The following is a 25,412-nucleotide window of genomic DNA, read 5'->3' on the forward strand; positions in this document are numbered from 1 at the left end:
CATCGTCGGGGTGGTGCGGCGCGCGCGACGCCGCGTCCGGGCGGGCCGACGCCGCGCCGGGGCATCCTCGCCCGGTGTCGTGTCACATCCGCGGTCCCGGCGGTGCTCAGTGGACGTGGACCTGGTGCAGCACGCTCGGTGGGCGGTCGACGGCGTCCCCGTCGCGGCGCCGAGGGGACGGGTGAGAGAGCGCGCCGGGGGCGTCCGGCCCGACCTGGAGGCCGTCTTCCGCCGCGACTACCCGCGGGTCGTCGCCGTCGCCACCCGGGTGCTCGGCTCCCGCGACGAGGCCGAGGACGTCGCCCAGGAGGTGTTCCTCGCGTTCGGCCGCTCCGCGGTCCCCGCGGGGGAGGCGGGCGGCTGGCTGAGCGTGGCCGCCGCGCACACCGCGCTCAACCTGATCCGCTCCGGCCGCCGGCGCAGCGCCCGGGAGGACGCCGCCGGCCGGCAGCAGCCGGCCGAGGTCGCCGACGTCGCCGACGCCGTCGTCTCCCGCGAGGAGCACCGGCGGGTGCGTGCCGCGCTCGCCCGGCTGCCCCGCCGCGCGGCGCTCGTCCTGGTCCTGCGGCACAGCGGCCTCACCTACGACGAGGTGGCGGCCGCCCTCGATCTGTCCCCCGGCAGCGTCGGCACCACCGTGCGACGCGCCGAGTCCCGACTGCGGAAGGAGCTGGACCGCGATGCGTCATCCGAGTGAGGGCGTGCTGCGCCGCCTGGTCGACGAGCCGGCGGGGGTCGCCGACGCCGACCGCGCGCACGTCGCCGGCTGTGCCCCCTGCCTCGCCGGGCTGGAGGAGGCGCGGGCCGACGCCCGGGTCGCCGCCGCCGCGCTCGGTGCCGCCGCCCCGGCACCCGACGTGCCGGCCGCCTGGGCGCGGCTGGCCGCCGCCACCCCGGCCGGCCGGGCGCCGGCGCGGGCCCGCCGCCGGTGGGGGACGGCGCTGCGCCGGCCCGCCGTCGCCGCGCTCGGCGCCGCCGTCGTGCTGTCGGGCGCGGGGGTCGCGGCGGCCAACGACTGGCTGCCGGTGTTCCGCACCGAGCAGGTGCAGGCCGTCCCGTTCGACCGCACCGACCTGGTGGCGCTGCCCGACCTGTCGGACTTCGGCGACCTCGAGACCAGCGGGCGGCCCGAGCCGGTCGAGGTGCCCGACGCCGCGACGGCGGAGCAGCGGACCGGTCTGACCGTGCCCGAGGTGGCCGACCTGCCGACCGGGGTCGACGGGGACCCCACCCACCTGGTGGTCGACCCGGTCAGCGCCGTCTTCACCTTCTCCGCCGCCGACGCCGCGGCCACGGCGGCCGCCTCCGGCGAGGAGCTCCCCGTCCCGCCGCCGGGCCTGGACGGCAGCCGGGTGCGGCTGCAGGCCGGGCCCGCCGTGGCCGCCGTCTGGACCCAGCGCTCGGGGATCCCGGTGCTGGCGGTCGGCCGGGCCGTGGCCCCGACCGCGGAGTCCGACGGCGTCCCCTTCACCACGGTGCGCGACTACCTGCTGTCGCTGCCCGGCCTGCCCGCCGAGGTCGCCGAGCAGCTGCAGACCTTCGCCGCCGACGGGACGACGCTGCCGCTGCCGGTGCCGGCCGACATGGTGACCAGCTCGACGGCCGACGTGGACGGCGCCACGGCCACCGTGCTGGCCTCCCGCGACGGTGCCGTGGCCGCGGTGGTGTGGGTCGACGACGGCGTCGTCACCGGCGTGGCCGGCGCGCTCAGCACCGACGAGGTGCTCGCCGTCGCCCGGGGGTTGCGCTGACGGCGGCGGCGGGCGACCCGCGCAGCGCCGCCCAGCTGCTGGCGGAGCTGCCGGAGTCGCCCGCCGTCTGGTGCTCGGGGCTGCGCAAGCGCTACCGGCGCCGCACGGCGGTCGACGGCGTCTCCCTCACCGTCGGCCGCGGCGAGGTGGTCGGGCTGCTCGGCCCCAACGGCGCGGGCAAGACCAGCGTCATCAAGATGCTGCTGGGGCTGGTCCGGCCCGACGCCGGCGAGGTCATGCTGCTGGGCCGCCCCGGCACCGACCCGAGGTCGCGGGCGCGGGTCGGCTACCTGCCCGAGCTGTTCCGCTACCAGCCGTGGCTGACCGCCGCGGAGGTCCTCGCGCTGCACGCCCGGCTGGCCCGCGTCCCCCTGGGCGAGGCGGAGGGCCGCGAGCGGCTGGCCACCGTCGGCCTCGACGGGCGGGCTGCCGACCGCGTCGGCGGCTTCTCCAAGGGCATGCAGCAGCGGCTCGGCCTGGCCGTCGCGCTGGTCGGCGCCCCCGAGCTGGTCGTCCTGGACGAGCCGACGAGCGCGCTCGACCCGATCGGCCGGGTCGACGTCCGCGACCTGGTGCTGTCGCTGCGGGAGCGCGGCGTGGCCGTGCTCCTCAACTCCCACCTCATCGGCGAGGTGGAGCGGGTCTGCGACCGGGTGGTGATCCTCGACGCCGGGCGGGTGGCCGCCGCGGGCACGCTGGCCGAGCTGCTGGGCCGCCGGGAGGTTCGGCTGCACCTGACCGGGGTCGACGGCCGCGCCTGGGCGCGGCTGGCGGCGGCCGGGGAGGTCTCCGGCGAGGCGGCCCCGCGCGGCGAGGAGCGGTTCACGGTCGTGCTGCCGCCCGACGACGACGGCGCCGCGGTCCCCGCGCTGGTGGCCGACCTGGTGGCGCTGGGCGTCGGCGTGCACGCGGTCGAGCCGGCGCGGATCAGCCTGGAGGAGCGGCTGCTCGGCATCCTGCGGGCCGGGCACGGGGAGGGCGCCCGGTGACCGGCGTCCTCACGATCGCGCGGCTCACCGTCCGCGAGGCCGCGCGGCGCCGGGTGCTGTGGGCGCTGGCCGTCCTCACCCTCGCGCTGCTCGTGCTCTCCGGGTGGGGCTTCTCCAAGCTCACCGGCCTGGACACCGACTTCGGCGACCTGACCTCCGGCCAGGCCCGGCTGATCGCCTCCCAGCTGGTCAACCTGGTGATGTTCGGGCTGAGCCTGATCGCGGCGCTGGGCACCGCGTTCCTCGCCGGCCCGACCGTCGCCGGTGAGATCGAGTCGGGGATGGCGCTGTCGCTGCTGGCGCGCCCGGTGCGGCGGTCGGCGGCGCTGCTGGGCAAGTGGCTGGGGCTGGTCGCCGTCGGCAGCGGGTACGTGCTGGTCGCGGGGCTGGCGCAGTTCGCCGTCGTCCGGTGGACGGTCGGCTACTGGCCGCCGGACCCGCTGGCCGGGCTGGTGCTGCTGGCCGGGCAGACGGTCGTGCTGCTCACCCTGGGCCTGCTGCTGTCCAGCGTGGTGTCGCCGATGGCCTCCGGGGTGGTCGCCGTCGGGCTGTTCGGCGCCACCTGGGTGGCCGGCATCGTGGGCAACGTCGGCCAGGTGCTCGGCAACGAGGGGGTCGAGCGGGTCGGCACCGTGTCGCGGGCGCTGCTGCCCACCGACGGGCTGTGGCGCGGCGCGATGCACGCCTTCCAGGACCCGTCGGCGCTGGCCACGATCGGCGCCGAGGGCTCGGGCTTCCCGTTCCTCAGCGAGGCGCCGCTGGCCGCGCCCTACCTGCTGTGGACCGTGTTCTGGACGGCGATGGTGTGGGGCCTGACCGCGCTGGTGCTCACCCGCCGCGACGTCTGACCGCTCGGTCCCGGCCGCTCCGCCGGTCATGTCCCCCATGAGCAGAGTGATCGGGGACATGACCGTGTCGGTCGACGGGTTCGTCGCCGGCGAGGGGGACGGCGTCGAGGCGCTGCACCGGTGGGCGCTGGCCAGCGACGACCCGGTCGACGCCGCCGAGCTGGAGAGCGTCGCGGTCGAGGCCGGCGCCGTCGTCATGGGGCGGCGGACGTTCGACGCCGTCGACGGGCCGGACGGCTGGCGCGACGGGCTCGGCTACGGCGCCCGGTTCGACCGCCGGCCGCCGTTCGTCGTCGTCACCTCGTCCCGGCCGGCGCACGTCCGGCTGGCCGGCACGCACGACGTCACCTTCGTGCCGGACGGGCCCGCGGCCGCCGTCGGGGCGGCTCGCGCGGCCGCGGGTGGGCGCGACGTGTACGTGATGGGCGGCGGCGCGCTGGTGGGCAGCTGCCTGGCCGTCGGGCTGCTCGACCGGCTCCGGCTGCACCTGGCACCGGAGCTGCTCGGCGCGGGGACGCCGCTGTTCGCCGCGGCCGGCCGGCACCGGTTGGTCCAGCGCGAGGTGCGGGTGTCGGCGACCGCGGTGCACCTGACCTACGACGTCGCGGGCTGAGCGGCGCTCAGTCGCCGGCGGCCGGTGTCGCGGTCCGCGCCGCGGCCCGCCGCTCCGTCGGCGGCCGCCAGCCGGTGGTGTCGCGGCGGGGCGGTGCGGGGCTGCGCGGCAGCGGGTCGGGCTCGGAGAGCAGGGCGCCGCGGTCGGGGGAGAAGTCGGCCGGGTCGACGGTGATCGAGGCGAACACGCCGTCGTCCAGTGCGGGCATGAGATCGGGCTGCGTGGCGCGCATGTGCTGCTCCGCCGTCGCGTGCACGAACACGCAGGGGGTGCTGGCGGGGGACCCGAGGTAGGGGTGGGAGGTGGCGCCGGCCATCGGGAACCAGGCCAGGCCCATCGCCTGGACCAGGGTCAGGACGGTGTCGTCGAGGATCGTCACGAGCCCGTCGACAGCACAGTTGCGCGTGAATCGCCAGATGCCGTGGCACAGGGCGAGGCTGACCTCGGCTCCCGCGCTCCCCGCCCGGAAGCGGGGGTCCACGGCGAGCGTGGCCACGTCCCAGACCCGTCGTCCGGTCAGGTCCGCTGCTGCCAGCGCGTCAGCCGCCGACAGCCCCCAGGGGCCGGTGGCGATGTCGACGAGCGTCTTCATCGTGCCGGCGTCGTCCGGGAGGATCAGCCGGGCGGTCCCCAGTGCCGAGCCGTCCGCGTCGTCGATGACGGTGACGAAGCGCGAGCGGTCCTCGTGGTCGCCGTACTCGGCTTCCATGATCTCGGGGGTGTTGCCGAATGCCTCGAGGAAGACCCGGCCCTCGACACGCCGCGCCGCGTCCCGCTCGGCCGGGGTGTGGGCCACCAGCAGTCGCAGCGCCATCAGAACGACCTGGCGACGATCGTGCGGGCGGCGAGGAAGTCTCGGGTGAAGGCCACGGCGGCGTCGGGGTCGAAGGCCTTGCAGGTGTAGATGTCCACGGAGAAGAACAGGCGGGGCTGCTCCCAGGCGTAGAAGTGCGCGCCGGAGGTCTCCCAGTGGATCCACCCGGCCCAGCCGTAGAGGTCGGAGCGGTGGGTGACCGGCTCGAGGAGTTGCACCATCTCGACCTCCCGCGAGAGCCCGGAGAGGTAGCGCCGGATCTGCTCGTCGTCCACGGGGGCGCCCGGGACGCCCTCGACGACCAGTCGCTGCCGCAGGATCTCGGGGGCGAGGTCGTGCCAGTCGTCCGTGGTCGCGGAGGAGCCCGGGACCGGGCGGGGACGGGCGAGGTCGGCGGGGGAGGAAAGCGGTGTCACCCCTCCATCCTGGTCAAGCGTCCAGGTGCGGCCGTCCACCGGGTCCGGCGTGTCGCCCCAGCGGAACGGAGACGTCCGTCTCGGCGGCTCAGCGGGACGGTCCGATGCCCACCCGCAGGTCAGGGATCAGGGTCGTGCCGATGAGGCCGGTGTCGGCGGCGGCCAGCCAGGCGAGGAAGTCGCCGACCGGCATGGGGCGGGCGATCGCGTAGCCCTGGGCGACGTCGCAGCCGAGCCGGGCCAGCGTCGCGCTGGTCGCCAGGGTCTCGACGCCCTCGGCCACGAGTGTGAGGCCGAGCTCGTGGGCCAGGGCGACGGTGTGCTGGACGATGGCCGCCGCACGCGGGTCCCGGTCCACGTCGGCGGTCAGGGTGCGGTCGAGCTTCAGCTCGTCGGCGGGCAGGTGCCGCAGGTAGGCCAGCGAGCTGTACCCGGTGCCGTAGTCGTCGATCGACGTCCGGACGCCGAGCCGGCGCAGGTCGGCCAGCACGGTGCGGCCGCGCTCCGGGTCGGCCATGAGGGTGTCCTCGACCAGCTCCAGCGTGAGGGCCTCCATGGGGAGGCCGTGCCGCCGCAGCGCGGCCTCGACCTTCTCGGGCAGGTCGAGGTCGGTGACGTTGGCCGCCGACAGGTTCACCGAGACCGGCACCCGCCGCTCGGCCCACCAGTGGGCCGTGGCAGCCAGGGCCAGCTCGAGGACCCGGTCGGTCAGCGGCCGCAGGAGCCCGGCCTGCTCCGCCGCGGGCAGCAGGTGGGCGGGGGAGAGCAGCCCGCGGGTGGGGTGGTTCCACCGGACGAGCGCCTCGGCACCCACCACCCCGCCGTCGTGCAGGCCCAGCTGCGGCTGCAGGTAGACGACGAGCTCGTCGGTCTCCAGTGCCGTCCGCAGCTCCTCCATGGTCCGCAACCGGTCGCTGCCGGCGGTGCCGGTGACCGGGTCGGGGACGTAGAGGTGCACGCCCTCGCGGGCGGTCTTCGCGCTGTACATGGCGACGTCGGCGCAGTGCAGCAGCTCCTCCACGGTGCTCGCCGGGACCGGCGTGGTGGAGACACCGATGCTGACACCGACGTGCAGCCGGACGCCCTCGACCGTGAAGGGCTCCAGCAGCAGCTCCCGCAGCCGCTCGGCGAGGGCCTGCGCCTCCTGGGCGCCGGTGCGGGGCAGCAGGACGGCGAACTCGTCGCCGCCGAGCCGGGCCAGCACGTCGTCGGAGCGCAGGGACCCGGCCAGCCGCGGGCCGACCAGGCGCAGCAGCTCGTCGCCGGCGGAGTGCCCGAGGCTGTCGTTGACCTCCTTGAAGCCGTCGAGGTCCAGCAGCAGGAAGGCGGCCGGCCGGTCCGGGCGGGCGACGGTGACGATCCGCTGAGCCTCCTCGATGAGGGCGCGGCGGTTGGGCAGGCCGGTCAGCTCGTCGGTGCGCGACTCCAGCTTGACCTCGTTGAAGCCGCGGACCTCGTGGAAGGTCACGCCCATCCGGCCGATGCCGGCGAGCACGCAGGCGATGGCGAGCCAGGCGGCGACCGGCGGGATCGGGTGGGTCCAGCCGGCGCCGAGGACGACGAGGCTGGCGATGATGCAGATCAGCGGCACGGCGAGCAGGCGCCAGCCCAGCCGGGAGCTGCTGTTGCGCTCGGGGACGATCCTGCGCTCGCGGGTGAACGTGGCGGCCGCGGCGGCCAGGACGATGCACACGAGCCAGCCCAGCTCCAGCGGGCCGCCGTCGACGTAGCGGCCCTGGACCTTCAGGGCGAACAGGGCGATCTCGGAGGCGCAGATGCCGAGGAGGCCCAGGCCGAGCAGCACGAAGGTGCGGTCGAGGCGGACCCCGAGGATCGAGCCGACCGCCATCACCACGGCGATCAGGAGCACCGTGGTGGTGGGTGCCACCAGGTCGATCGGCGCCACGTCGGGGTCGCCGGGGCCCGGGTACAGGTAGGGCCCGAGGACGAAGGCGACGCCGACGGCGAGGCTCCCGAGTCCACCGATGATGCCGTCGAGCCACATGCTCGGGTGGAACCGCGGGACCCGGGTGCGGATGAGCACGAAGACCGGGACGTACATCGTCAGGTAGCCGGCCAGTGACACCGCGTTGGCCAGCCCGGATGCCGGCCCGTTCCCCTCCAGGCCCGAGGAGAGCACGCGCAGTGCGTTGCCCAGCGCGCCCGCCGTCAGCGCCAGCGCGAGCCCGAGCCACGCGGCCTGTTCGCTGCGGACCCGACGGGCGGCCGCGACGCACGCGACAGCCGCGGCGAGGTAGGGCAGGTTGTAGAGGACGACGTCGTACGTCCGGTCCCAGGCCGGGTCGAGCGGGCGGTTCCACAGCCCGGTGGCGTAGAGCGCGGTCAGCGCGATCGTCAGGGACAGGGGCAGCAGGGAACCGCGCCGGGAGCCCAACGGCTGCTGCCTCTCCATGCCTGCGTCATCGGCCGGTCGGGCACGGCTCTCCAGTGGTGAGCGCCTGGTCCTCACCCGGAGTGGTGAGCCACCGCCGTGGACCGCGGTGTGAGCAGCGCCGCGTCCCGCGGACCGTTTGGCCCTCGGACCACCCAGGTACTGCCACTTCATGATCGGATTCCTCGTCGCCGGCCTCGTCATCGGTGCACTCGCCCGCCTCATCACCCCGGGCAGGCAGCACCTGGGCATCCTGGCCACTCTCCTGCTGGGAGTGGTCGGTTCGGTGATCGGGGGTGTCGTCGCGAACGCGCTCGGCACGGGCGACATCTGGGAGCTCAACGTCCTCGGTTTCGTCGTCGCGGTCGTCGCCGCGGTCCTGCTCATCGGCGTCGCGGAGACGGTCGCCGGCTCGCGCCACCGCGCGGTGCGCTGACCCGGCCGAACGGCCCGACGGTGCGGCGGTCCCCCTCGGGGGGCCGCCGCACCGTCGTCTGCGCCCCGGGTCAGGCGGCGGCCGGCTCCGGGAACAGCCGGCGCAGCACGTCGGAGAGGGTGACGACGCCGAGCACCGCCTCGCCGTCGGTGACGACCGCCAGGTGGGTGCGGTTCTCCCGCATCGCCGTGAGCGCCGCGTGCACGGTGGTGCCGGCGTCGAGGGTGGCCACCGGCCGGGTGAACGGGGCGGCCGGCGCCTCGCGCCCCGAGGCGAGGGTGTCGCGCACATGCACGACACCGGTCGGGCGGCCCGGCTCGCCGACCAGGACGCGCAGGTGCCCGGTGCGCCGGGTGACGTCGCGGACGGCGCCGACGGTGGCGTCCGGTGCGACCGCGGCGAGCTCGGCGCCGGCGGCCACCAGCTCCCGGACGGTCGTGCGCTCCAGCTCCAGGGCGCGGCTGATCTGCGCGGAGGAGCCGGCGTCCAAGGCGCCGACGTCCGCGGAGTGCTGCACGAGCTGGCGCAGCGCGGCGGGGCTGTGCCCGACGGCCAGCTCGTCGGCCGGTTCCACGCCGCACCGGCGCAGCAGCGCGTTCGCGGCCGCGTTGAGCACCCGCAGCAGCGGCCGGAACAGCGCCATGAAGCCGCGCATGGGGACGGCGAGCAGCGTGGCCGACCGCTCCGGGTGGGCGATGGCCCACGACTTCGGCGCCATCTCGCCGACCACCAGGTGCACGAAGGTGACCACCAGCAGCGCGAGGACGAAGCCGGTGACGTCGGCGGCGACCGGCGGCAGCCCCCACGCCTCGAACAGCGGGGTCAGCCAGTGGTGGACCGCGGGCTTGCTGATGGCCCCCAGCGCCAGCGTGGCCGCGGTGATGCCCAGCTGGGAGCCGGCCAGCAGCACCGTCAGCTCCGCGGAGTTGCGCAGCGCCGCCCGGCCGGAGCGGCTGCCCGACGCGGCCTCCTCCAGCCGGTGCCGCTTGGCGGCCAGTGCCGCGAACTCCACGGCGACGAAGAACGCCGACAGGGCGACGACGGCGACGGTGGCGGCGAGCACCACCCACGGGTCGCTCATCGGGGTTCCTCCGGGAGGGCGGCGGCACGGTCGGGCAGCTCCAGCCGCAGCCGCGACGGCACGTGCCGGTCGACGGCGAGGACGGTCACGCGCAGCAACCGCGGCTGCGGGTCGCCGGCGTGCAGCAGGTCCGCCGGGTCCGGCGGCAGCTCCACGGTGAGCGTGCTGCCGGGTCCGGGCAGCGTGCCGGCGGCGGTGATGACCAGGCCGGCGACCGTCTCGTAGCCGCCCCGCGGCAGGTCGACGGCGAGGAGGCGCTCGAGCTCGTCCACGGGGACGTCGCCGGGCACCTCCCAGCCGCCGTCCGCCCCGACCGGGACGGGCGCCGGGCCGGCCTCGTCGTGCTCGTCGGTGATCTCGCCGACCAGCTCCTCGGCGAGGTCCTCGACGGTGAGCACCCCGGCGAAGCCGCCGTACTCGTCGATCACGCAGGCGAGCCGGTCACCGCTGCCGGTCAGCGCCCGCAGCGCGTCGGGCAGCGGGGTGAACGTGGAGACGACGACGCTGTCGCGGGCGATCGCGGTCACCGGTGCGGTGTCGGGCGCCGTCGTCGTCAGCAGGTCGGGCAGGTGCACCACCCCGGTCACGTCGCCGGTGGCGGGGTCGAGCACGGGGTAGCGGGAGTGGCCGGTGGCCATCCGGGCGCGCAGCGCGCCGAGGGTCTCGGTGGGGGCGACCGTGTCCACCCGGGGGCGGGGGATCATCGCGTGCCCGACCCGCCGGTCGGGGAAGTCGAGGATGCGGTCGACCAGCAGCGACAGCTCGGCGGGCAGGTCGCCGCTGTGCCGGGACTCCTCGACGATGTGCTCGAGGTCGCGGGCGGTGGCGGCGTGCTCGACGTCGTGCACCGGCTCGATCCGCAGGGCCCGCAGGAGCAGGTTCGACGCGGCGTCGAACACGCGGACCAGCCAGCCGAAGGCGGACAGGTACAGGGTGGTGGAGGTGGCGAGCCGGCGGGCGACCGGCTCCGGCCGGGCGATGGCCAGGTTCTTCGGGAACAGCTCGCCGAAGAGCATCTGCACCAGCGTGGACAGCAGCAGCGCGAGCACCGCACCGACGGCGATGCCCACCCCGCTCGGCACGCCCGCGCCGCCGAGCAGCGCGCCGAGGGACCGGCCGATCAGCGGCTCGGCGACGTAGCCGACGAGCAGCCCCGTGACGGTGATCCCGAGCTGGGCGCCCGAGAGCATGAAGGACGTGCGGCGGGTGACCGCCAGCGCCCGGCGGGCGGCGGGGTCACCGGCCTCGGCGCCGGCGGCGAGCGTGGCCCGGTCGACCGCCATGTAGGCGAACTCCTGGGCCACGAAGTAGCCGGTGACGCCCGTGATCGCGACGACCACGAGCACCCCCAGCAGGAGGGTCAGCACTTCGGTCACCGGCCGCGCACCCCCCGTCCGGGGTCGAGGTGCGCGGCCTGGGGTCTGTGACTGGGACTCATGTCTCTCTTCGGAGCGGAGGGGCGGGGTGCGCCGCACCCCATCGCACCAACGAGCGGCCGGGCGGGCGCGTTCCGGTGTCGCCGAGATTTGCTGGTCAGGCAAGGAAGTGTGCCATGACGGCAAGGAGTGCCCAGCGTGGCCGCATGGCCTCCCAGCACGCGTCCGGTCCCGATGCCCACCGCCACACCCACGACGACCCCGGACTGCAGCTGCGCGTCCTCGACCTCGACGCCGAGGTGCTGGGCGAGGTGACCGCCGGCATCGTGCGGTCCCTGCCGCTGGTGGCGCCGCCGCGGCAGGTCGTGGACCTCGGCTGCGGGACCGGAGCCGGCACGTTCGCGCTGCTCGACCGGTTCCCGGACGCCGAGGTGACCGCGGTCGACGCCGCCGAGGAGCACCTGCACCGCCTGCAGGAGAGGGCGGGGGAGCGCGGGGTGCAGGCGCGGGTGCGCACCGTCCGGGCCGACCTCGACGCCGGCCGCTGGCCCGACCTCGGCGAGCCCGACCTCGTCTGGGCGTCGGCGTCGATGCACCACATGACCGACCCGGGCGGGGTGCTGGCCCGGGTGCACGGCCTGCTGCGCCCCGGCGGACTGCTCGCGGTCGTCGAGCTCGCCGGGTTCCCGCGCTTCCTGCCCGCGGACGCGCCGGAGGACCGGCCCGGGCTGGAGGAGCGCTGCCACGCCGTCACCGACCGCCGCACCGCCGGGCACCTGCCGCACCGGGGGGCCGACTGGGGCCCGGCGCTGACCGCGGCCGGGCTCGCCGTCGTCGACTCCCGCACGATCGCCGTCGACCTCGCCGCCGCCGACCTCCCGGCCCCCGCCCGGGACGCCGTGGGCGAGTACGCCCTCGCCGGCCTGGGCCGGTTGCGGCCGGCCGTGGCGGACGCCCTGTCGCCGGAGGACCTCGCCGCCCTCGACCGGCTGGTGGACCCCGCGGGGCCCGGCAGCGTCCGCCGGCGGGCCGACCTGGGCGTGCGCACGGAGCGGCAGGTGTGGGTCGCCCGGCGCGAGCGATGAGTCGTGGGGCGCGGGGTGGTCGGACCTGGCGGCGGCGCCGACCCGGGCGCCGGGCCCCGAGGAGGACCGCATGACCCGCACCCCGACCCCCGCGACCGTCCGGTGAGCGCCGTGACGGTCACGCCGATCCGCGTCGGCGACCTGCTCGCGGTGGAGGAGCGGCTGCCGGTCCTCGTCCACGTCGTCGACCACCCGGGCGGCCGTGTGCTGGTCGACACCGGCCTCACCGAGCTGCACCCCGCGATGGCCGACATGGACCCGCGCCTGTCACCGCTGGACCGGCAGGGGTTCGACCTCGACGGGGTCGACGCCGTGGTGAACACCCACCTGCACGCCGACCACTGCGGCGGCAACCACCTGTTCGCGGGCCGGCCGGTGTACGTGCAGCGCCGCGAGCTGGCGGACGCGCGCAGCCAGGACGGCTACACGATCCGCGAGTGGGTCGACGCGCCCGGCGTGCGCTACGTCCCGGTCGACGGCGAGCACGAGCTGCTGCCCGGGGTGCGGCTGGTCCCGGCGCCGGGCCACACGCCGGGCACGCAGGTCGTCGTCGTCGAGACCGGCGGGCGGCCGGTCGTCATCGCCGGCGACGCGGCGGTCTGGTCCGGCGAGCTCGACGAGCCGACCACCGAGGGGCAGCGCCTGATCCGGGCGCTGGACCCCGAGCTGGTGTGGCTCGCCCACCAGGACGAGCCCTGGCGGCCCGGACCCGTCAGCTGAGGGGCGTCAGGCAGAGGTAGCCGTCGACGCGCGCCAGCCCGTCGGCCTCGGGGTCCGGCGGCAGCGCGTGGCCGAGGTCCTGCGCGCGGACCTCGCCGATCCACTGGTCGTGCTGGTACTCGTGGTTGACCAGCGCGGTCAGCAGGTGCGTCGCCACGACCGCCATCTGCGACGGCGCCCCGGTCCGGCCCGCCGCGATGGCCCCGATCCGGGCGTGCACCCGCTCGGCGACGGTCTCGCGGAACAGCGCGAGCCGCGCCACGGTCGGCAGGGCGCCGCGGAAGCGCTCGGGGTTGGCGGAGTCCATCAGGCCGTCCAGCTCCGGGTCGGGGCTGGGCTCGGCCGCGGTCAGGTTGCGGATCATGAAGTGCGCGACGTGCGCCTGGTGGCCGAGGTGCCAGCCGATGGCGCTGGACTCCTCGTGCGGCCGCCAGGTCACCTCGTCGGGCGTGAGGTCGCGCCACAGCAGGTCGGTGTAGGCGCGGGCGCGGTCGTACTCGCGCAGCAGTCCGGTCAGGTCGGGCACGGTGTCTCCTGGTGGTCGTCGCCGGGGGTGGCCCCGGTGAGCGCGGTGATGGCGCGGGCGGCCCGGGCACCGGCGTGGACGGCGCCCTCGACGTGGCCGGCGGAGCGGGCAGCGGTCTCGGTCGACGCCCAGTGCAGCCGCCCGCCGACGGCCTCGCCGAACAGCGGGTGGCCGTAGGCGGCGGTGGACGCCCGCGGGTCGGGCGCCGCCGGGCTGGTGTGGCGCTCGCGGCTCCAGTCGGTGACGTGCACGGCCCGGGGACGGGCCGCGGCCGGGCCGAACAGGCGCACGAGCTGCTCGGTGAAGGCGGCGGCGACCTGCTCGTCCCGCGTGCCCCGGAACCGGTCGGCGAGGGCGAACCCGAAGACCGCGTGCGGACCGCCGGGCGCGCTGTGGTCGTGCAGCTCGCCGAACGGCCCGACGTGGCTCATCGCCGACCCGGACAGGCCGGCGTCCCGCCAGAACGGCCGGTCGTGGACGGCGACCGCCTTCACCGTGCCGCCCATCCAGACCGCGGTCCCGGCGGCGAGCGCGGCGACCGGTGCCGGCAGCGGCGGGGTGAACGCGAGGGTGTCGACGGCGAGGGCCGGCGGGAGGGCGAGGACGACGTGCCCCGCGGTGACCGCCGCCCCGCCGGCCTCGACCACGACGGCGTCCTCGTGCAGGTGGACGGCCCGCACGGGCGCGCCCAGCCGGAGCGTGCCCGGCGGGAGGCGGTCGGCGAGCCCGCGGGCCAGGGCCTGCGCACCGGCGGCGAAGCGGGTCGACGGCACGTCGAGCGGGTTGCCGGCCAGCCGCTGCGGCCCGCGGAGGTCGGGCTCGAACAGCGCGTCGCCGTCGAGCGCCTGCGGGAACGTGCCGACGCCGAGGTCGGCGGCGAGCGCGTGCACCAGCGGCTCGTCGGGCCAGGACCAGGTGGCGCCGAGGTCGATCGCGCCGTCGCCGGCCGGGACGCTCAGCAGCCGGCCGCCGACACGGTCGCGGGCCTCCAGGACGGTGACGGTCAGCCCCGCCGTCGTCAGGGCGTGGGCGGCGGTCAGGCCGGCGATGCCCGCGCCGGCGACGACGACGTCGACCGTCACGCCGCGTCCTGCGCGGCCACCGGGCCGGCCGACGTCCGCGGGCGGCTGACGAGCAGCGCGGGCACCAGCGCGACGGCGACCAGGCCGCCGGCCAGCCCGAGGGCGGCGAAGCTGGTGGCGGCGACGACGAAGCCGCTGCCGAGCCCGCCGGTGGCGCCGGCCAGGGCCACGCCGAGGTCGACGGTGCCCTGGGTGCGGGCGCGGCGCCGCAGGGGGACGGCGTCGGTGAGCAGCGCGGTGCCGGCGACGAGGCCGAGGTTCCAGCCCAGGCCGAGCAGGACGAGCGCGATCGCCAGCAGGACCACCGAGTCCGCGGGGGCGGTGGCGGCGAGCAGGCCGGCGGCGAGCAGCGTGGTGCCGGCGGCGGCGATGAGCGGGCGCCGGCCGTACCGGTCGACGAGCCGCCCGGTGAGCGGGGACGGCAGGAACATCGCCGCGATGTGCAGGGAGATGACCAGCCCGGCGGCGCCCAGGCCGTGGCCGTGCTCGCGCATGTGCACCGGCGTCATCGTCATCAGCGCCACCATGACGAGCTGGGTGACGATCATGGCGGTCGCGCCCAGCCGCAGCAGGGTCGTGTCGGTCCGCTCGGTGGGGACGGCGGTGCCGGCGGCGGTGGCGGCCCGGGCGGCCTCGTCGGCCAGCGCCCGGGCGGTGAGCAGCGGGTCCGGCCGGAGCGCCGTGCTGACCACGACGCCGGCGAGCAGGTAGGCGAGGGTGGCCAGGAGGAAGGGCCCGGCGAGCTCGGGGATGCCGAGGGAGGCGGCCACGGACCCCATGGGCTCGACCAGGTTCGGGCCGGCGACGGCGCCGAGTGTGGTGGCGACCAGCACGGTGCTCACGGCGCGGCCGCGGTGCTCCGGAGCGGCCAGGTCGGCGCCGGCGTAGCGGGCCTGCAGGTTCGTCGCCGTCCCCGAGCCGTAGAGCAGGAGGGAGGCGAGCAGCAGCGGCACGCTGTCGATCGCCGCGGCGAGGACGACGCCGGCCCCGCCGAGCGCGCCGACGAGGTAGCCGGCGGCCAGGCCGGGGCGCCGTCCGGACCGCTGGGAGAGCCGCCCGACGCCGACGGCGGCCGCGGCGGAGCCCAGGGTCAGCAGCGCGGCGGGGAGTCCGGACAGGCCGGTGGAGCCGAGCATGTCCTCGGCCAGCAGGGCGCCGACGGTGACCCCGGCGGCCAGGCCGGCGCCGGCGAGCACCTGGGAGGCGAGCAGCACGCGCAGGGTGCGGCGCTGCAGCGCGGCGGTGTCGGCGGTGGTCATCGGGCGTTCTCCTCGACGGACGGGGTCACGGTCAGGCCAGCCCGAAGCGGGGCGTGGGCTCGTCGCTCATGTGGGCGTGCAGCAGGGCGGCGAAGCGGTCCAGGTCGCCGCTGCGGGCGGCCGCGACCAGCTCCCGGTGCTCGTCGACGAGCTGGGCGGCATGGGCGTCGATGGCGCCCAGGCTCAGGTGCAGCATCATCGCCTGGCGGTTCTGCAGCCGGTCGGCGAACTCGAGCAGCAGGCCGTTGCCGCCGGCCTCGACGAAGCCTCGGTGGAAGGCCGTGCAGAGCTCGACGAACCGGTCGCGGTCCTGCCCGTGGAGGGCGTCGTCCTGGGCCTCGATCAGGGCGTCGAGGCGGGCGCACGTCGCGGCGAGCGCGGCCGGGGACGCGGTGCGCATCCCGCCGGTCTCCAGCAGGTGCCGGGCGGCGGCGAGCTCCTGGCCGTCCTGGGCGGTGAACGCCCGGACCAGCGCCCCGCGCTTGGGGTAGATGGTCACCCACCCCTCCTCCGCCAGCCGCAGGAGTGCGGCGCGGACCGGGGTGCGGCTGAGGCCGAGGGCGGCGGCCAGGGTGTTCTCGCTGAGCATCGAGCCGCCGGGGTGGGTGCCGTCGACGATGCCGTCACGGATGACCCGGTGCGCGCGCTGCGCCGCGTTCTCGCTGACCGTCTGCATCTCGCCCCCCTGTATGGATGCGACTTGGATCCTAGACGGGGGTGGCGAGTCCGCGCAGCGGGTGCTCGGAGCGGCCGGCCCGCCGGTGCAGGCTGTCGAGGGCGCCGGTCCAGCGGCGCGCCGGGACGAGGGCGGAGCGGATGCCACCGAGTGCTCGCCAGGCGCAGGCCGCGCGGTCGCGCAGGGACGCCCGCTGGGCCCGGGTCCGGCCGGTGCTCGACGTCGGGACGCTGGTGTGGGTCGTCGCCTGGGGCGCGACGCTGTACGTCGCGCTGACCACGTCGTGGCCCCCCTCCGGCGAGGCGCCCACCGCGGAGCAGGTCCGGGTGGCGCTGACGAAGGTGGAGGTGTCCGGCGTCGTCGGGATCTCCCTGCCGGTGCTCGGCCTCGCGCTGGCGGTGTGGTGCCGGCGCGAGGTGGCGGCGCTGCTGCTGTTCTGGGCCGCGCTCGCGGCACTCCTGGGAACCCGCCTGCTGTACGGCGCGGTCACCTGAGCCGCCGGGCCGGGGCTCGTCCACGTCCTGCGAGGTGCCCCCGGCAGGATTCGAACCTGCGACACACGGTTTAGGAAACCGTTACGGCCCTTCCGCTGACCAGCGTCGGCGGAAGGGCCTAGGCGTCTGAGCTGCGGGTTCGCGCCGAGCGGTGCATGCACTTGCTGACTGTTGCGGGCCGGTCTGCGGACCAGACGCGGACCAACGGGCGGCCAGCCGGACGACGAGCCACGTCAGCTGCCGATACGCGGGTCACTGTCCGTAGAAATAGGGCACCCCATCCCGGCCCCGAGCCGTGAGGACGTGGCCGCCTTAGGCTCGCTCCGTGATCATGGCAACGGCGCGGACGGGCTGGGGACCTAACGACCGGGCCTGGTGGGACGACGAGTTCTGGATGGATACAACGCTGGGTCTAACTTCAGCAGTGGTCGCTGGCTTGGTCGCCTACCTCCTGTTCCTCGCAGGAGAGCGCAGGGAGCGCAATAGGGACATAGCGACGCGACGCGACGCGGCGGCGGAGGAGCTACTCGGCCGACTCTATGAGCTCGACGCGTTCGTAGGCGCGCAAATGAACAATCCCGACCCTGACAGTCAAGCACTTGAGGGCGCAAAAGAGGTCGCCCGGAAGATAACTCGTACAGGGCAACTGCTTACCGGTACGACCCTGGCCCCCTTGCCTACGAAGCTGGGTCGAGAGATCTTCGGATGGGCCAACGTGCCGCTCAACTCCGCAGCTGGTTCCCCCAATAGGCCGCCGGACATGACCGAACATGCTTTCATGCTTGGCGAGTACTTGGATGGGGTGAAGGACGGAATCGGACAGTGGCGTCGGGACGGGAAATACCTACCGCCCGACGACCCGGCATGGGTCACCGCACGCCGACAACGATCGGCCGATTCCCAACGAGACCTGAGGGAGCGTCGAGCCAGGCGAAGTTCTTAAGCAGGGATAGTGGTGACGTCCTTGGGGTCGACCCAGGGACGAGGTACCCGCTCGAAGCCCTCACTCACCCAACCCGCCCCCGCTTGACCGAAGAGGACCAGACACCACGCTGGCGCAGCATGTGCCGCCGACGGGTACGCAATCCCGATTCCAATTCCGGGTGACGCCGCGACGTCCCGGGAGTAAGCGTAGCGCTCGTGCTCGTGCGGATGATTCGAGAGAAGTCGCGGGAGGTCGACCCCCGCTCTGGCAGCCTTGTCCTCTGACCTCACATCAAGGCATCGCTCCTCAATGCGAACACGGACCTCGTGCACATTGATGCGAAGCGCGTCCTGCATCTCGAATAGCTCGGGATGACGCCTCAGATACTCGGCTACCGCACCCTCAGGGGTGGATGCCAGATAGATGGTTTCACGCACGCCATCATCGAAGCGTCCACCACTCGTCGCGTATGGTGAGTCCGGGTCATAGCCAGCTCCACTATCGAGATACCGATAGAACTGATAGCGGCCTTGCGGCAGCCAGTCAGCCCCCGACTGAATCTGCACTTGACCTGTCAGCCAAAGGTTGGTTCAAGGTATGCGGCAACCGCCTTGAGCACGTCCGTCGTCTCCCGCCGCTTGACCTTCTCGTAGGGGGTCAACCCTCCAAGCTTCGGGTTGGGGGCGTTGAACCAGCGAGAAAACGCAACTGGGTCGAGCACTCGCCCTAGGTCCAGGACGATCCTATTCAGATCCCGAATAGCTTCGCTCTTCTTCGCAGGAACCGTTTCGACACCTTGTAGCCATCTGGCGAGCTTTCCCGGGGAAGTCCGAAGCATGGCGGAAGCCTGATCGAAGGGAACGCCCTCCAAGCGGGCCATGAGAACTCTCAAATCAACAGCTCGTCCGCGGCTCGCCTCGTCTACCTTGGCTTGCGCTTTCAGGTAGCGGACTACGCCTTCGCCGGACGAGGTCGGTCCTTCAATGCTCGTTCGCTGGCCGAGGAGGTCCGCGAGGTCAGGCTGGGGCTCCGACCCGGCGGTCATCTCCTCCTGGAAAGGCTGGACTGACCCATGGGGAATGCGTGTCACCAGACTCTGCGTCACGACGACTCTTCCGTTCGGGGATGCGGCTTTAGGTAGTCATACATTCTGGGCTCAAGGCACCAGTGGAAGAAGCTTGTTATTCCATCCGAGTAGTGTCGAAGCAGGCTATGAGCTGATTCCGCCTCGTCCAGGCTGTAAGGCCGCTCAGTGAAGTAGTCAACATCCACTACGTAGGCTTGTTCGGCAGCGGGATCAAGGCCGTGCCTCACCACCATGAAGTTGTCCTCGTCCTGAAAACGAAGCTCCGAGAAGGCGAACTGCACCGGTGTGGGCAATTCTTGAGCGGCAACGACCCCTAGAAGTTCCGGTCTCAGCAGCCCCGTCCAATCAGCCGGCCGGCTAACGTTTGGATGCAGGAGCCTGTTGGCTTTGCGCAGCCCGATGCGGGTCGTGGCAGCAGGGCGCACCGTCCTGGCCAACGCCGCAAGAATGCGCTCCAACCTCTCATTGAATTCGCCGAAGTGACTATATTTTGGCGTTTCGAGAGCGATGAAATCTACAGACAGACTTACTGTCCAAAGCTCATCCTCGGATTGGAACTGAAACGTGGGAGCGCTCTGCATTACACTCATCTGCTGATCGGACACCTGGAATTGCGCGTCCACAGACTTGTTCGTCTTGGGATACAAGTGGCGGATAGCCTCCTGGAAGCCCGCGATTCCAGCCTCGCCCATCAATGAGTAGATGGGCGGAAACTTGATCTGGCAGAGGACAACCTGCAACGGGGCTCGATCGAACACCACGTCCGCGTGAGTTCCGAAGTCGAGAGCCAACCCGCCACCTTCCGGCCGATACTCGTTACACCCTACGGTCGTTCGGGCCCGAGAGGGGCCCGCCGTCTGGTGCGACACCCTATCGAGGTGGGCCCCTAGCGTGGGGAGGCGACGGCCCGGCTCTTTCCGACAAAGCTGACAGTGGTTCTGGTGTGACGGATTGCGATGGGCACCCCATCAAGCCTTTTCGTCGGGCCGCAAGGCGGCGAACTGTGATCCGCGACCTGTCGAGCTAGGAACAGTGACACCTCCCGGGTCTTCAGCATCAGGACGCTCGCAAGCGGGCCACGGGGGACGACTATTGGAGCCGCTCCACTCTCCCGCTTCTCGAGCGTCCCGACCCCCGTCATGAGGGCCAGTTGACTCCGGCCGGGTTTGCGCCTCCGTACCGAACTGACACCGAGCGGTCAGACGCGAGCTGCTCGGCGGCTTCCTCGTCGCTGAGGTAGCGCGCGGGTACCGCTCGACCAGCGCGAACCCCGTCTCTTCTCCGTACCCAGGTGCTCCCGAGGTGGGAGCGGGTGCCGGTCGACCGGGTCACGCACTCCGACGTCGGGGCGTGGGTCACCGAGCTGACGGCCCAGGACGTCGGCGGCCTCTCGGCCAGCCGGGCGCGGCAGGCGTCTGGGGTCTTGTCGAGCCTCCTCGACCTCGCGGTGCGGGACGGGCGGCTGAGCCGTAGCCCGGCCGCTGAGGTCGACCTCCCGAGGTTCCCGACGACCGAACGGCGCTACCTCTCGCACGAGCAGGTCGCCGGCCTCGCCGACGAGTGCGGCCAGCACCGGACCCTCGTCCTCTTCCTGGCGTACACGGGCCTCCGGTGGGGCGAGGCGGCCGGGCTGCGGGTCCGCCGGGTCGACCTCCTCCGGGGGCGGATCACGGTCGCCGAGGCCGTGACCGAGGTCGACGGCCGACAGGTGTTCGGCCCGCCGAAGACGCACCAGCGGCGGACGGTCGTCGTCCCTCGGTTCCTGCGGGCCGACCTCGCCGAGATGCTGGCGGGCAAGGGGCCGGACGCCTTCGTGTTCGCCAGCCGGACGGGCACCCCGCTCCGGGTGCGGAACTTCCGGCGGGGCGCGTTGGACGCGGCGGCGACAGCGGCGGGCCTGGAGGGGCTCGTCCCCCACGAGGTGAGGCACACGGAGGCATCCCTGGCAATCAGCTCGGGCGCGACGATCAAGTCGGTCCAGGCGATGCTCCGGCACGCCTCGGAGGCGATGACGCTGGACCGGTACAGCCACCTCTTGAGGACGAGCTGGACGCGGTCGCGGGCCGGCTGGAGGCGGTTCGTGCGGACCAGGTGCGGACCAGAGAGCTCCGCGCCGAAGTACGGACCATTGGCCGGACCGCCTGACGGGTCGCTGACCAGCGGATATATGACTGCCCCTGTCCAGCTTCGGTTGATGCTTGACGGAGTTGCGTCGGTTGATCCGCGACGCTCAGGACGTCGTTCGTTGGATCGATGCCCGCTTCTTGCGGACCTCCCCTCGGCTGGTGCGGGCGACGGTCTTGGTCAGATCGCTGCCGATCCAGAACTGCAGGAGCTGGTTGGTGACGTGCACGTCGCAGCGGGCGCCGGCGTGGTGCTTGCCCACGCTGACCTGCTGCCAGGCCACGCAGACCACCCCGTTGCCGGCCACCCGGCGAGACACCCAGTCATCACCGCCGCGGTCGGGCTGCGCAGGCAGCACGGCGGCGGCCGGTCCGGCCACGAAGCGCTTCGCCGGAGTCTCCATGTCCAGGGACTGATGCGGCCGGGACACGTTGTAGAACTCCACCCACTCGTCGACCGCGGCCTGGGCGGTGCGCAGGGAGCTGAACAGCTGCCCGGTCAGACACTCGGCCCGCAAGCTGCGGTGAAACCGCTCGATCTTGCCGGTGGTGGTCGGTGATCGCGGCGCGGTGAGCAGGTGCTCGATGCCGTTCTCCCGGCAGATCCGGTCGAACAACACCTCGGTCGAGGGATGGCCGGACCGGCCGGTGAACACCTTGCCGTTGTCGGTGAGGATCTGCTGCGGCACGCCATGCCTGCGCAGCGCCGCGGCCAATCCGTCGCAGACCGCCCGGGTGCGTTCCCGTGGCATCAGCACCGCGCTCACGCAGAACCGCGAGTGGTCATCGACGCCGGTCAGCGCCTTGACCGAGGTGCCATCGGCCAGCCCGATGCCGCCCACGACGTCCATCTGCCACAACTCCATCGGCGCACCGCGCTCCCAGCGCTTCCACGCTTCCTTGCGCCGCCGTCGCGCGCCGGGCTCAATCAACCCGGCCCGCTTCAGCGCCCGATAGATCCCGGCCTCACTCGGCACCGGCACCACCTGCCGCCGGGCCAGTTCCACCACGATCCGCCGCGGACCCCACGCCCGGTGCTGACGCCGCAACTTCAGCACCGCCGCCTCCACTCCCGCCGGCATCTGGTGCAGACACGACCTCGGCCGGTGCGAGCAATCGGCCAACGCCTCGAGCCCACCGTCCTCATACCGGGCCAACCAGGCATGGACCGTCTGCCGCGACACACCCCACTGCTGGGCCACCGAGCTCACCGGATGGCCCTCGGCGATCACCGCCAGCACCGCCAGATAGCGCTGCTCCGCCACGCTCAACTCCCTCATCGAAGGAGCGTCAAGGATCAGCCGAAACAGCTGTCAACCATCAACCGCAACACTGTCGCGACTCACCCGAAGCCCCGTGGTCAAGCATCAGGCGCAACAGCACAGATATAGGAGTGCCCCCGGCAGGATTCGAACCTGCGACACACGGTTTAGGAAACCGATGCTCTATCCCCTGAGCTACGGGGGCTCGTCGGCGCCTGCGCCGGGTGGGGCGTACGGCCGAGAGGGTATCGGGGACGGCGTCCCGCGGATCGGCGCGGGGGCGGCGAGGCGCACTACCGTCGGGTCATGATGGGCCTGCTGGCGGTGCTGGGCCTCCTCGCCCTGCTCGCCGCGGTGATCGTCTGGGCCGTCGCGCCCGAACGCCGGCTCTCGGTGCCGGGCGGGCGGCCGGTGCTGCCGCCGCGCCGCCGGGCCGAGATGGCCGCCGCGGTCGCCGCTGCGCGCTGGACGCCGGCCCACGACGAGGTCGACGGCCGGGCCCGCGTGCTGCTGCGCCGCTCCTGCACCGGTCTCGACGGGCTGCCGGTCGTCCTCGAGGAGCGCGCCTTCGACCAGTTCGCCGTCGACGACCCGGCCTGGGAGGCGCGATTCACCGAGGCGATGGCCGGGGCGCGCTTCCGGTGCGGATACCTCAACCGCGAGGAGGACGGCGCGTAGGCCCGTCGGCGGGACCGGGGAGGGGCGGCGGCAGGATGGTCGTCATGGGACAGGTCGTCGCCACCGCCGAACACGTCGTCCGTGCGCCTGCCGAGCAGGTGCGGACAGGGCTCGCCGACTACGCCGGGACCCGCCGCCGGGCGCTGCCCGAGCAGTTCTCGGACTACCGGGTCGAGGCCGGCGGCCAGGGCGCGGGCACCCGCGTCGCCTGGCGCTTCGCCGCGACCTCCAAGCGGGTCCGCGACCAGGTCGTGGAGGTGGAGCAGCCCGACGCCGACACCCTCGTCGAGCGCGACACCCGCTCCTCCATGGTCACCACGTGGACGGTCCACCCCGCGGACGCGGGCACCACGACCGTCCGGGTGCGGACGACGTGGGACGGCGCGTCCGGGATCGGCGGCTTCTTCGAGCGCACCTTCGCGCCGAAGGGGCTGCGCCGGGTGTACCTCGACCTGCTCGTCCGGTTCGAGCGGGAGCTGGCCGCCGGGGCCTGACCCGCGCCCCGCTCGCCCGGGCCCGGCGGGGGCGGCCGCCGCGGGGGACCATGGGCCGGTGACCTCCGCCCCGCCCGCCGCCACCGCCGTCCCCGGGCTGGCGGAGCTGGCCGACCTGGTCGCCGACGGCGACGTGCTCGTGCTCTCCGGCGCCGGGCTGTCCACCGACTCCGGGATCCCGGACTACCGCGGGGCCAGCGGCTCGCTGCGCCGGCACACGCCGATGACCTGGCAGACCTTCCGCCGCGACCCCCGCGGCCGGCACCGGTACTGGGCGCGCAGCTTCGTCGGCTGGCGGCAGATGCGCCGGGCCCGGCCCAACGCCGGGCACCGCGCGGTCGCCGACCTGCAGGCGGCCGGCCTGCTCAGCGGTGTGGTCACGCAGAACGTCGACGGACTGCACCAGGCGGCCGGCGCCCGCGACGTCGTCGAACTGCACGGCGGCCTGGACCGCACGATCTGCCTGCAGTGCGGCGACGTCGCCTCCCGCGCGCTGCTCGACGAGCGGCTGCGCGCCGCCAACCCGCACTTCGGGCCGCGCGCCGACGAGGTGAACCCCGACGGCGACGCCGAGCTGCCCGACGAGGTGCTCGACGGGTTCGTCATGGTCGACTGCCTGGCCTGCGGCGGCGGGCCGCTCAAGCCCGACGTCGTCTTCTTCGGCGAGACGGTGCCCCGCGACCGCGTCGCGCACTGCTTCGCCCTGCTGGAGGACTCCGGGGGCCTGCTGGTGCTCGGCTCCTCGCTGACCGTCATGAGCGGCTACCGGTTCGTGCTGCGCGCCGCCGAGCTGGGCATCCCCGTCGGCGTGGTCAACCTGGGGGAGACCCGCGGCGACGCGAAGGTCGACGTCAAGGTCGACGCCCCGCTCGGCACGGTGCTGCCCGAGCTGGTCGCGCGTCTCGCGTGAGCCGCGACGTCGAGCGCACCGGCGACGGCCGCTGGATCGTCGTCGACGGCCGCCGCTGGCGCGCCGCCGACCCCGCGCTGCCCGACGACGTCCGCGCCCGCCTGCTGCACCACCTCGGCGTCGCCCGGTCCGGGGTTCGGGCGGCCGGCCGGGCCGACGACGCCACTGCCCTGGCCGCCGCCCGCGCCCGGGTGCAGCTGGCCAAGACGGGGCTGGGGGAGCGGGGCACCGCCTGGTGGGAGCAGGACGACGACGCCCGCCGCGACCGCTGGGAGACCGCGCTGCGGGAGCTCGACGCCGGCGACTGAGCGGGCGGTCGGGGCCGGTCTCGGCGAGGATCGGGGGCGATGCAGACCTTCCTGCCGGTGGCCGACTTCGCCGAGAGCGCGCGGCTGCTGGACTCCCCGCGGCTGGGCAAGCAGCGGGTGGAGACCCTCCAGGTGCTCCGCGCGCTCGAGCTCCCCGACTACGGCTGGGTGTCCCACCCCGTCGTCCGCATGTGGCGGGGGCGCACCCCGGCGCTGGTCGCCTACGGCCTGGCGATGGTGCGGGTCTGGCAGGAGCGCGGCTTCGCCGACAGCACGTACACGCTGATCGGGGAGTTCGCGCCCGACGTCGTCGACGCCTCGCAGGAGGAACTGGCCGCCGCGGGCCTGCTGCCCTCGTGGCTGGGCGACCCGGCGCTGCACCTGTCGCACCGGTCCAACCTGCTGGCCAAGGACCCGCAGTTCTACCGGCCGCAGTTCACCGAACGCTTCGGCACCGAGCCCGACGACCTGCCGTACCTGTGGCCCGAGCCCGACGACCTGCCGCCGTCCGCGGGACCGGAGGGCGTGCGGGTGTGGGTGGTGCGCCCGCGCAACCACAACGAGCTCGGCGCCTGCCTCGCCGCCGGCGTCGTCGGGCTGGGCACCCAGTCGGGGATCGACGTCGACGCGACCGGCCTGGCCCCGGCCGAGCTGCGCGCACTGGCCAGGGAGCTGTCGGGCCGGCGCCCGTCGAAGGACCTGCGCCAGCTGTCGACGTTCCTCGACGAGATCCGGCCCGGGGACCCGGTCGCGCTGCCGGTCGAGCGCGGCGCCGGGCTGCTGCTCGGCGAGGTCGTGGGGGACTACCTGTTCGAGGGCCGGGAGCTGCTGCCGCACCGGCGTCCGGCCCGGTGGGACCGCGTCGTCCCGCGCGCGGCGGCCCGGCCCCCGGCGACGCTGCAGGACCCGCGCGCCCTGTTCTCCGTCGTCCTCGACCCCGCCGCGGGGGGGGGGGGGGGGGGGGGGGGGGGGGGGGGGGGGGGGGGGGGGGGGGGGGGGGGGGGGGGGGGGGGGGGGGGGGGGGGGGGGGGGGGGGGGGGGGGGGGGGGGGGGGGGGGGGGGGGGGG

27 protein-coding genes, 2 tRNA genes and 1 pseudogene are annotated in these 25,412 nt (G+C 74.3%); 15 read left to right on the plus strand and 15 right to left on the minus strand.

All coding sequences use genetic code 11. The features are described 5' to 3' along the window. Positions 1 to 181: 181 nt before the first annotated feature. From ACI781_RS16555 to ACI781_RS16575, 5 genes are read left to right on the plus strand one after another with little or no spacing between them, the layout of a single operon-like run. Positions 182 to 697, plus strand: a complete 516-nt coding sequence (locus ACI781_RS16555; RefSeq protein ID WP_456567221.1) for a sigma-70 family RNA polymerase sigma factor — start codon at positions 182 to 184, stop codon at positions 695 to 697. Then, entirely contained in the window at positions 681 to 1,751 is a 1,071-nt protein-coding gene (locus ACI781_RS16560; protein WP_456567222.1) for a hypothetical protein, read from the plus strand. Before ACI781_RS16555 ends, ACI781_RS16560 begins: the two co-directional genes overlap by 17 nt. Then, the gene (locus ACI781_RS16565) at positions 1,667 to 2,740 is read left to right on the plus strand and encodes an ABC transporter ATP-binding protein (protein ID WP_456567223.1); all 1,074 of its coding nucleotides are present in this window, start codon (positions 1,667 to 1,669) and stop codon (positions 2,738 to 2,740) included. The genes ACI781_RS16560 and ACI781_RS16565 overlap by 85 nt, the downstream gene beginning before the upstream one ends. Beyond that, complete coding sequence (locus ACI781_RS16570) at positions 2,737 to 3,588, plus strand: ABC transporter permease (RefSeq protein WP_456567224.1); 852 nt, start codon at positions 2,737 to 2,739, stop codon at positions 3,586 to 3,588. The genes ACI781_RS16565 and ACI781_RS16570 overlap by 4 nt, the downstream gene beginning before the upstream one ends. 37 nt (positions 3,589 to 3,625) lie before the next feature. Further along, entirely contained in the window at positions 3,626 to 4,201 is a 576-nt protein-coding gene (locus tag ACI781_RS16575; RefSeq protein ID WP_456567225.1) for a dihydrofolate reductase family protein, read from the plus strand. Positions 4,202 to 4,208: 7 nt separating this feature from the next. On the opposite strand, the gene ACI781_RS16580 is transcribed toward ACI781_RS16575, so the two are convergent. The 3 genes from ACI781_RS16580 to ACI781_RS16590 all read right to left on the minus strand — a co-directional run bounded on the left by ACI781_RS16580 (position 4,209) and on the right by ACI781_RS16590 (position 7,844). Beyond that, positions 4,209 to 5,015: a hypothetical protein gene (locus ACI781_RS16580; protein ID WP_456567226.1), complete on the minus strand. Its 807-nt coding sequence runs from the start codon at positions 5,013 to 5,015 to the stop codon at positions 4,209 to 4,211. Beyond that, positions 5,015 to 5,431: an S-adenosylmethionine decarboxylase gene (locus ACI781_RS16585; RefSeq protein WP_456567227.1), complete on the minus strand. Its 417-nt coding sequence runs from the start codon at positions 5,429 to 5,431 to the stop codon at positions 5,015 to 5,017. The genes ACI781_RS16580 and ACI781_RS16585 overlap by 1 nt, the downstream gene beginning before the upstream one ends. 88 nt (positions 5,432 to 5,519) lie before the next feature. After that, positions 5,520 to 7,844 (minus strand): putative bifunctional diguanylate cyclase/phosphodiesterase, encoded by a 2,325-nt coding sequence (locus tag ACI781_RS16590; RefSeq protein WP_456567228.1) that lies wholly within the window; start codon positions 7,842 to 7,844, stop codon positions 5,520 to 5,522. Positions 7,845 to 7,995: 151 nt separating this feature from the next. Between ACI781_RS16590 and ACI781_RS16595 the strand changes: the two genes are divergently transcribed. Next, positions 7,996 to 8,259, plus strand: a complete 264-nt coding sequence (locus ACI781_RS16595; protein WP_456567229.1) for a GlsB/YeaQ/YmgE family stress response membrane protein — start codon at positions 7,996 to 7,998, stop codon at positions 8,257 to 8,259. A gap of 70 nt (positions 8,260 to 8,329) precedes the next feature. On the opposite strand, the gene ACI781_RS16600 is transcribed toward ACI781_RS16595, so the two are convergent. Together ACI781_RS16600 and ACI781_RS16605 are read right to left on the minus strand one after the other, a co-directional pair. Then, complete coding sequence (locus tag ACI781_RS16600) at positions 8,330 to 9,340, minus strand: hemolysin family protein (protein ID WP_456567230.1); 1,011 nt, start codon at positions 9,338 to 9,340, stop codon at positions 8,330 to 8,332. Next, positions 9,337 to 10,716, minus strand: coding sequence for a hemolysin family protein (locus ACI781_RS16605; protein WP_456567231.1), 1,380 nt, complete (start codon positions 10,714 to 10,716; stop codon positions 9,337 to 9,339). Before ACI781_RS16605 ends, ACI781_RS16600 begins: the two co-directional genes overlap by 4 nt. Positions 10,717 to 10,922: 206 nt before the next feature. On the opposite strand from ACI781_RS16605, the gene ACI781_RS16610 reads away from it, so the two are divergent. Both ACI781_RS16610 and ACI781_RS16615 read left to right on the plus strand, forming a co-directional pair. Beyond that, complete coding sequence (locus ACI781_RS16610; protein ID WP_456567232.1) at positions 10,923 to 11,801, plus strand: class I SAM-dependent methyltransferase; 879 nt, start codon at positions 10,923 to 10,925, stop codon at positions 11,799 to 11,801. Positions 11,802 to 11,903: 102 nt separating this feature from the next. Next, on the plus strand, positions 11,904 to 12,521 hold the full coding sequence (locus ACI781_RS16615) for an N-acyl homoserine lactonase family protein (protein ID WP_456567233.1): 618 nt from the start codon (positions 11,904 to 11,906) through the stop codon (positions 12,519 to 12,521). Here ACI781_RS16615 and ACI781_RS16620 read toward each other — a convergent pair. Genes ACI781_RS16620 through ACI781_RS16635 form a run of 4 tightly spaced genes read right to left on the minus strand, consistent with a single transcriptional unit; the run spans position 12,514 to position 16,064 of the window. Continuing rightward, positions 12,514 to 13,047 carry a DinB family protein gene (locus ACI781_RS16620; RefSeq protein ID WP_456567234.1) on the minus strand — a complete coding sequence of 178 codons (534 nt, stop codon included), beginning with the start codon at positions 13,045 to 13,047 and terminating at the stop codon, positions 12,514 to 12,516. The two genes, ACI781_RS16615 and ACI781_RS16620, sit on opposite strands and share 8 nt — an antisense overlap. Then, positions 13,035 to 14,129: a flavin monoamine oxidase family protein gene (locus ACI781_RS16625; protein WP_456567235.1), complete on the minus strand. Its 1,095-nt coding sequence runs from the start codon at positions 14,127 to 14,129 to the stop codon at positions 13,035 to 13,037. The genes ACI781_RS16620 and ACI781_RS16625 overlap by 13 nt, the downstream gene beginning before the upstream one ends. Then, the gene (locus ACI781_RS16630) at positions 14,126 to 15,388 is read right to left on the minus strand and encodes an MFS transporter (RefSeq protein WP_456567236.1); all 1,263 of its coding nucleotides are present in this window, start codon (positions 15,386 to 15,388) and stop codon (positions 14,126 to 14,128) included. Before ACI781_RS16630 ends, ACI781_RS16625 begins: the two co-directional genes overlap by 4 nt. Positions 15,389 to 15,419: 31 nt before the next feature. Further along, complete coding sequence (locus tag ACI781_RS16635) at positions 15,420 to 16,064, minus strand: GntR family transcriptional regulator (RefSeq protein WP_456567237.1); 645 nt, start codon at positions 16,062 to 16,064, stop codon at positions 15,420 to 15,422. Between the two features lie 140 nt (positions 16,065 to 16,204). Between ACI781_RS16635 and ACI781_RS16640 the strand changes: the two genes are divergently transcribed. Further along, positions 16,205 to 16,558 carry a hypothetical protein gene (locus tag ACI781_RS16640; RefSeq protein ID WP_456567238.1) on the plus strand — a complete coding sequence of 118 codons (354 nt, stop codon included), beginning with the start codon at positions 16,205 to 16,207 and terminating at the stop codon, positions 16,556 to 16,558. A gap of 35 nt (positions 16,559 to 16,593) precedes the next feature. On the opposite strand, the gene ACI781_RS16645 is transcribed toward ACI781_RS16640, so the two are convergent. The 4 genes from ACI781_RS16645 to ACI781_RS16660 form a co-directional block, all read right to left on the minus strand. Further along, a tRNA-Arg gene (locus ACI781_RS16645) sits at positions 16,594 to 16,668 on the minus strand. An 829-nt stretch (positions 16,669 to 17,497) separates the two neighbouring features. Further along, entirely contained in the window at positions 17,498 to 18,049 is a 552-nt protein-coding gene (locus ACI781_RS16650; RefSeq protein WP_456567239.1) for an RES family NAD+ phosphorylase, read from the minus strand. A gap of 8 nt (positions 18,050 to 18,057) precedes the next feature. Beyond that, a complete protein-coding gene (locus ACI781_RS16655) occupies positions 18,058 to 18,588 on the minus strand; it encodes a hypothetical protein (protein WP_456567240.1) in 531 nt (176 codons plus the stop codon). Continuing rightward, entirely contained in the window at positions 18,585 to 19,361 is a 777-nt protein-coding gene (locus ACI781_RS16660) for a TIGR04255 family protein (RefSeq protein WP_456567241.1), read from the minus strand. The genes ACI781_RS16655 and ACI781_RS16660 overlap by 4 nt, the downstream gene beginning before the upstream one ends. Before the next feature lie 656 nt (positions 19,362 to 20,017). On the opposite strand from ACI781_RS16660, the pseudogene ACI781_RS16665 reads away from it, so the two are divergent. Then, positions 20,018 to 20,545: pseudogene (locus ACI781_RS16665) on the plus strand (site-specific integrase); the annotation flags it as partial. A gap of 255 nt (positions 20,546 to 20,800) precedes the next feature. On the opposite strand, the gene ACI781_RS16670 reads toward ACI781_RS16665, so the two are convergent. Together ACI781_RS16670 and ACI781_RS16675 are read right to left on the minus strand one after the other, a co-directional pair. Next, positions 20,801 to 21,973, minus strand: coding sequence for an IS481 family transposase (locus ACI781_RS16670; RefSeq protein WP_456567242.1), 1,173 nt, complete (start codon positions 21,971 to 21,973; stop codon positions 20,801 to 20,803). Positions 21,974 to 22,087: 114 nt separating this feature from the next. Then, positions 22,088 to 22,160, minus strand: a tRNA-Arg gene (locus ACI781_RS16675). 101 nt (positions 22,161 to 22,261) lie between these two features. Here ACI781_RS16675 and ACI781_RS16680 point away from each other — a divergent pair. The 5 genes from ACI781_RS16680 to ACI781_RS16700 form a co-directional block, all read left to right on the plus strand. Continuing rightward, complete coding sequence (locus ACI781_RS16680; RefSeq protein ID WP_456567243.1) at positions 22,262 to 22,633, plus strand: hypothetical protein; 372 nt, start codon at positions 22,262 to 22,264, stop codon at positions 22,631 to 22,633. 44 nt (positions 22,634 to 22,677) lie between these two features. Further along, entirely contained in the window at positions 22,678 to 23,127 is a 450-nt protein-coding gene (locus ACI781_RS16685) for an SRPBCC family protein (RefSeq protein WP_456567244.1), read from the plus strand. 58 nt (positions 23,128 to 23,185) lie between these two features. Continuing rightward, positions 23,186 to 24,037, plus strand: a complete 852-nt coding sequence (locus tag ACI781_RS16690; RefSeq protein ID WP_456567245.1) for an NAD-dependent protein deacetylase — start codon at positions 23,186 to 23,188, stop codon at positions 24,035 to 24,037. Beyond that, positions 24,034 to 24,345, plus strand: coding sequence for a biopolymer transporter Tol (locus ACI781_RS16695; protein WP_456567246.1), 312 nt, complete (start codon positions 24,034 to 24,036; stop codon positions 24,343 to 24,345). Before ACI781_RS16690 ends, ACI781_RS16695 begins: the two co-directional genes overlap by 4 nt. A 39-nt stretch (positions 24,346 to 24,384) precedes the next feature. Continuing rightward, a partial coding sequence (locus ACI781_RS16700; RefSeq protein WP_456567247.1) for an MSMEG_6728 family protein occupies positions 24,385 to 25,412 on the plus strand: 1,028 nt, incomplete at its 3' end.

This window comes from Blastococcus sp. SYSU D00695, from assembly GCF_054050555.1.

Coding starts and splice junctions, on each gene's coding strand:
- ACI781_RS16680 (WP_456567243.1), top strand. CDS start 22,262: ATGATGGGCCTGCTGGCGGTGCTGGGCCTCCTCGCCCTGCTCGCCGCG.
- ACI781_RS16560 (WP_456567222.1), top strand. CDS start 681: ATGCGTCATCCGAGTGAGGGCGTGCTGCGCCGCCTGGTCGACGAGCCG.
- ACI781_RS16600 (WP_456567230.1), bottom strand. CDS start 9,340: ATGAGCGACCCGTGGGTGGTGCTCGCCGCCACCGTCGCCGTCGTCGCC.
- ACI781_RS16590 (WP_456567228.1), bottom strand. CDS start 7,844: ATGGAGAGGCAGCAGCCGTTGGGCTCCCGGCGCGGTTCCCTGCTGCCC.
- ACI781_RS16610 (WP_456567232.1), top strand. CDS start 10,923: ATGGCCTCCCAGCACGCGTCCGGTCCCGATGCCCACCGCCACACCCAC.
- ACI781_RS16685 (WP_456567244.1), top strand. CDS start 22,678: ATGGGACAGGTCGTCGCCACCGCCGAACACGTCGTCCGTGCGCCTGCC.
- ACI781_RS16640 (WP_456567238.1), top strand. CDS start 16,205: ATGCCACCGAGTGCTCGCCAGGCGCAGGCCGCGCGGTCGCGCAGGGAC.
- ACI781_RS16635 (WP_456567237.1), bottom strand. CDS start 16,064: ATGCAGACGGTCAGCGAGAACGCGGCGCAGCGCGCGCACCGGGTCATC.
- ACI781_RS16670 (WP_456567242.1), bottom strand. CDS start 21,973: ATGAGGGAGTTGAGCGTGGCGGAGCAGCGCTATCTGGCGGTGCTGGCG.
- ACI781_RS16630 (WP_456567236.1), bottom strand. CDS start 15,388: ATGACCACCGCCGACACCGCCGCGCTGCAGCGCCGCACCCTGCGCGTG.
- ACI781_RS16575 (WP_456567225.1), top strand. CDS start 3,626: ATGAGCAGAGTGATCGGGGACATGACCGTGTCGGTCGACGGGTTCGTC.
- ACI781_RS16595 (WP_456567229.1), top strand. CDS start 7,996: ATGATCGGATTCCTCGTCGCCGGCCTCGTCATCGGTGCACTCGCCCGC.
- ACI781_RS16580 (WP_456567226.1), bottom strand. CDS start 5,015: ATGGCGCTGCGACTGCTGGTGGCCCACACCCCGGCCGAGCGGGACGCG.